The sequence below is a fragment of the Mucilaginibacter sp. P5_A4 genome, from assembly GCF_056400605.1.
In genome coordinates this window covers 1-5,408 of the sequence record NZ_JBFUKX010000096.1, presented here as the reverse complement: position 1 = coordinate 5,408, position 5,408 = coordinate 1, and the positions used below count along the sequence as shown (strand labels likewise).

At 34.8% G+C, this 5,408-nt stretch carries 5 protein-coding genes; 4 read left to right on the top strand and 1 reads right to left on the bottom strand.

Features of this window, described 5'->3' with window-relative positions:
* Positions 1 to 380: hypothetical protein (locus AC1DQW_RS27095; RefSeq protein WP_477456912.1), on the top strand; the 380-nt coding region annotated here is incomplete at its 5' end.
* A gap of 17 nt (positions 381 to 397) precedes the next feature.
* Here the strand turns inward: AC1DQW_RS27095 and AC1DQW_RS27090 are convergent.
* The gene (locus AC1DQW_RS27090) at positions 398 to 2,179 is read right to left on the bottom strand and encodes a hypothetical protein (RefSeq protein ID WP_477456911.1); all 1,782 of its coding nucleotides are present in this window, start codon (positions 2,177 to 2,179) and stop codon (positions 398 to 400) included.
* Between the two features lie 395 nt (positions 2,180 to 2,574).
* Between AC1DQW_RS27090 and AC1DQW_RS27085 the strand changes: the two genes are divergently transcribed.
* From AC1DQW_RS27085 to AC1DQW_RS27075, 3 genes are all read left to right on the top strand, one after another.
* Positions 2,575 to 3,144: an LbetaH domain-containing protein gene (locus tag AC1DQW_RS27085; RefSeq protein ID WP_477456910.1), complete on the top strand. Its 570-nt coding sequence runs from the start codon at positions 2,575 to 2,577 to the stop codon at positions 3,142 to 3,144.
* Positions 3,145 to 3,294: 150 nt separating this feature from the next.
* Entirely contained in the window at positions 3,295 to 4,131 is an 837-nt protein-coding gene (locus AC1DQW_RS27080; protein WP_477456909.1) for a glycosyltransferase family 2 protein, read from the top strand.
* A 50-nt stretch (positions 4,132 to 4,181) separates the two neighbouring features.
* On the top strand, positions 4,182 to 5,408 hold a 1,227-nt coding region (locus tag AC1DQW_RS27075; RefSeq protein ID WP_477456908.1), incomplete at its 3' end, for a WcaI family glycosyltransferase.

The window sequence follows — 5,408 nt, the reverse complement described above, 5'->3', positions numbered from 1 at the left end:
GGATTGACCGGGGTATTGGTTATAGCCCTTTGCTTGAAGTCCGTCAATTTGCATTTGCTATTTTTGCTATTTTAATTGCATTGTTGTGGAAAAAAGCGAATTGGAAGTATTTTGCTTCAACGATAGGGAGATTTGAGATATTTTCTTCAATTTCTTTTGTTGTATATATATCGCATTATTTTCTTATTGTTCAAGCTCAGTATCTTGATTTTATAGAAAATAGCTTTTTAAGATTTATACTGTATTTTATTATATGCATAGCTTATTCCTTTTTAGTCGAAAAGATTATATATCCAAGGGTCAGAAATGTTTTGATGCCTACTCGTAAAAGAAAGGCACCTATCGGCGCTGAAATGGAGTTCCCTGGAAAAATCATGTAATAGGAGAGTAATTAGCTTTAGTTTTTAAAGCTTTCATTACTCATCTTCAAACGGGTTATTGGTAATAGTTTTTGAAAGAAGATATATTTATTCGCGTTTGATCCTGTTTTTATTTGTTTCCCAGTAACATTTATGATTGGAGCCATTGAAAATATATACGCGTCTTTAACAGCCGGTTGGCCTTTGCTAAATACACCTGATATGGCAATGTTATTTTCATCAAATTGATAAACTCTTTGCACATCAAACTGTTTACCTGACGTTGTATAACCTGTAGTGCCAGGAACTACCCGCCTTGAATTATGTGCAACAATGTAGCTATCATAAGGAATAGTTATAGTACTACTATTTAATACTTGCCCAACAGTCATTGTAACAATTAGTGGAGGCGATACGAGTGCATTTCTTAAGGGGTCTGAACAATCCCAGGTATTTACTCCGATTTGGATATAATCGGTTCCTTTATTAAATCCAAATGCGGCTAACGATTGTGAACTAACTCCTTTTGATTTAAAGGTATTTCCATTCACATACAAATTATGAGGACTTGCATTAAAACCACCCGTAAATGTATTATTTAAAAGATGAAGGTAGTTTAATCCACCAGCATTTATGAGATTGGCGATAGTACAGTTTTTAATTATACAAGAATCAATCACTTTATCGGGTTCGCATCCCGAAGTTACGGTTACATGATTAACAATTAGTTTTTTACCTTGTCCAAAATAAGCAGCCGAAGTTGTAACATTTGATAAGAGTGCATTTATATAACCATAAATTTGAATTCTGCTATTTCTTTGATCATTTGAGAACTTACCGTTCCATCCATTAAATGGCAAAAAATGAATATTTTTTATGATAAGATTCTCAATACAGTTAAAGTTATCTCTATTGAGGGATATAATTCTCGCTGCTCCAACTCCTCCCCTTTGTTTACCATCTGGCCATTCTGAATCGTATAAGTTTTTAAGGGGACGATCTAAATGGATAAAGCCAGTAATAGCATCAACCGTTTTTACCTTAGCATATTCAAAAAACCTGGGGTCAGGCGGATAGCCGCCGAAATCTTCATGATGCAGCCCATACACGAGTAGCCAGGTATCTGGCTTAAAGTTTGTGGCGTCAGGAACATTTGATGTTTGCAGCATAGTGGAACCTTTTTTGCAAGTCTGGATTTTGTATCCAAAGCTTGTGTTACCTAATTGTTTATCATCGTAGTAATTATTATCAACATTATCAAAACATGAGGGCATAAATAAGCCAACAGCAGCCCCAGCTGAGTAGGGTTTGTAAGCTCCATGAGTACATATAATGTTACAACCATTGCCGTTTACCAAAACATCTTTGACACCAGCAAGCCAAATATTGTAAGAGGTAAGATATGTGCCAGGTTTCATTAATAAAATAATTTTATTTTTTCTGTTTACACGGGCGGCTTTGTTCCAATTTACAAAAGCATCAGTACAATCGGTTCCATAAGTTACCCCAGCGTTATTAACCGAAATCAATGCCGGTTTGCTCAAAATAATCTGTGTTGGAGAGCTAATTGACCTAATGGTCGCTATTAATGTATTGGTATTATTAGCTGCCCCAGCGACATATACTATTTTCCCGATATCTTTTTGAGTAAATGAAGCACTGGTACATGTTAAGGCTGGGCTTCCTGCGTCCATAGAACCATCCTGTAAAATTGTGCCGTCCGCCTTGGCACCAAATTTTTCTAATGATAAGTAAATACTTTGCGGTTTGGCAACTTGAAATAATAATAAGAAATATGTAAAAAAAAATAACTTTTTCATGTGGTGTATTTAAACAATCTATGTTAACATTTGAGACTGACAATATATTTTGAAGATATGGTTATTAGTATATAGCTTAGGTAAATGTAAATCGCCCTAGATGTATCATTTGACTCATTCGCAAGTAAATTTCATTGATTATAATTAAATGTCAACAATTAGTTCTCGATTACTTTTTAGTCAACAATAAATTTTTTGGCACATAAAAAAATAAAGATAAGCCATTAGAGCTTAAACGTTGTCCTATATTTGGTTATTGTTTATATCGGGCTGATTAGAATAAATCTCTGTTTAAACCGCAGAAAAATTTAAATAATGAAAAAATATTAAGATATTAGTCCAATAATTGCAGATTTTACTGCATTTAATTGAAATTTTAATCTATTTGTCTTAATATGTTACTAACTCGGGATACCTCTGGAGAAGATCCATATTTAAAACCAGTTTTTTCTTTTTCCGATAAGTTACGACGTTTTGCGTGGTCAGTTGCTTGGTTCCTTTTGTGTCGCTGGACCCCTAATCCTATGCACAACTGGCGGATTTTTATTCTAAAATTATTTGGTGCTAAAATAGGTAAGGGTAGTGCAGTTTATCCAAGTTGCACTATATGGGCTCCCTGGTTGTTAAGGATAGGGGAAGTTTCCACAATTGGTCCAGCTGTAGAAGTTTATAACCCCGGTGGATTAACACTAGGACACCATGCTATCTTATCACAAGATGCATATATTTGTGGAGCTACGCATAATTACAATAAAGCATCTTTTGATTATATCATGAAGGAAATCGTTATCGAAGATTATGTTTGGATATGTGCAAAGGCCGTAGTATTGCCAGGGGTGATTTGTATGAAAGGCAGTGTACTAGGTGCATCTGCTGTGATGGGAAAAAATATGGAACCGTGGACCGTTTACACAGGAAATCCAGCCAAACCTGTTAAAAGACGTTATGATTTTTTGTTGGATTAAATTATTCTATAGCGTGTATTTAGATTGTTTGCGTGATCCCTATTCTCATGGGCTACCAAGATTTGGAATATGAACGTTGATAATTAATAAGATCAAATGGTAGCATTTGCCCTAATAAATGATTTTTTATACTCACTTAACTGTTAATTAATGATTCTTGATTTAACCATCGCAATACCCGTAAGAAACGAAGAACTAAATTTACCGGGATGTCTTGCATCAATTGGCACAGACTGGGCAAAAAAGATAATTATAATTGATTCTGGTAGTGTAGATAAAACGAAAGAAATTGCGAAAGAGTTTGGTGCAGAAGTAGTAGATTTTTCATGGAACGGAAAATTCCCCAAAAAAAGGAATTGGTATTTACGAAATCATACACCAGATACTAAATGGGTGCTGTTTTTAGATGCAGATGAGTATTTGACTGCTTCTTTTAAATCTGAACTCCAAGAAGCTCTCGCTGCAGATGACAAAGTAGGATACTGGTTAAATTATACAATATACTTTTTAGGAAAGCAATTGAGAGGTGGTTACCCGTTAAAAAAATTGGCGTTGTTTAAAGTTGGCGCAGGTGAATATGAACGAATCGACGAAGAACAATGGAGTAAGCTCGATATGGAAGTCCATGAGCATCCTATACTTAAAGGTCCAGTCGGTGTTATAAACAGCAAAATAGATCATAGAGATTATCGCGGAGTGTCACATTACGTAATTAAACATAACGAATATGCGGCATGGGAAGCGGAGAGGTTTCTTAAGACTATAAGTGGCGTTGAGACACAAAAAAATCTGACATTTAAGCAAAGACTAAAATATAAGTTGATGCAAAGTATAATTATCGGACCAATGTATTTTTTTGTGAGTTTCTTTTTTCTAGGTGGTTTTAGGGACGGAACCAGAGGGTTAGCTTTTGCAGTACTGAAAATGTCTTATTTCACACAAATATATTGCAAGATTAGAGAGAAAAAATCAACTAATACTATATAGTTTATTCTGCATTCTCGATCAACAAACTCATAAATATTTTTTTAATTAACATGGACTCTCATACTAAGAAAATTATTCTTATTAGCCATAATTTTTCTCCAGAACCTACAGGAATAGGGAAGTATAACGGCGAGATGATCGACTGGTTAGCTAAAAATGGTCATGATTGTACCGTTATAACTACCTTTCCTTATTATCCTTACTGGAAGGTACAGCCCCCCTACAAAAATCGGTGGTATAAAAAAGAAGTTATTAACTATCCTACAAGCAACGCTAACTTAACCATATATCGCTGTCCTTCTTATGTGCCAGCAGATCCAACAGGAAAAAGAAGAATAATTCAAGATTTTTCTTTTTGGTCATCAATGTTTTGGAAGGTTCTTCAACTTATACTCGCACGTAAAAAGTTTGATCTCATTATTACCATTGCCCCCCCCTTTCATTTGGCGTATCTGGGCTTAATGCTTAAGAAATTTAATGGGGGTAAATTGTTATATCACACACAAGATCTGCAAATTGAAGCTGCACAGGAATTAAATATGCTGTCTAGCCAAAAGCTATTTGATTATATTTATAAGATCGAGAAAAAAATATTGGACAAGGCGGATTATATCAGTAGCATCTCTGAAGGGATGATCGATAAAATAAAGGCAAAAGTTGATAAAGAGGTGACCTTTTTTCCAAACTGGGTTGATACTTCTCTGTTCTTTCCACTTCCTTCAAGACATTTATTGAAAAATAAATGGGGATATCAGATAGATGATATAGTATGTTTGTATTCGGGTGCAATTGGTGAAAAGCAAGGTCTTGATGGTATATTAAAGGCTGCCGAATTATTGCTCGATGTGAAACATATTAAATTTATCATTTGCGGTTCCGGACCTTACCGGGAAAAACTTACTCAGGTAGCTAATGAAAAAAAACTTGAAAACATACAGTTTTTGCCGGTTCAGGAAAAAGAAGTATTTAATGAATTTCTGAATATGGCAGATCTACATCTGATTTTACAAAGAAAGGAAGCAAGTGATTTAGTCATGCCATCAAAACTCACTACTATTTTAGCTGTTGGGGGGGTTAGCATAGTTACCTCTTCGCAAGGTACATCATTGTATAACCTGGTTAATAAATATGACGTAGGCTATATTATTGAACCCGAGAATGAAGAACTGCTTGCAAAAGCCATAAACGCGGTAGCAGTTAAATCTGATATAGAACAGAAAAGAAATAACGCACGGAATTATGCTTTAAAATATCTGAACATTGATAATGTTGTGAAT

Bases quoted from the DNA above. Each gene is read 5' to 3' on its own strand.
- AC1DQW_RS27090 (WP_477456911.1), bottom strand. From the start codon at position 2,179: ATGAAAAAGTTATTTTTTTTTACATATTTCTTATTATTATTTCAAGTT.
- AC1DQW_RS27080 (WP_477456909.1), top strand. From the start codon at position 3,295: ATGATTCTTGATTTAACCATCGCAATACCCGTAAGAAACGAAGAACTA.
- AC1DQW_RS27085 (WP_477456910.1), top strand. From the start codon at position 2,575: ATGTTACTAACTCGGGATACCTCTGGAGAAGATCCATATTTAAAACCA.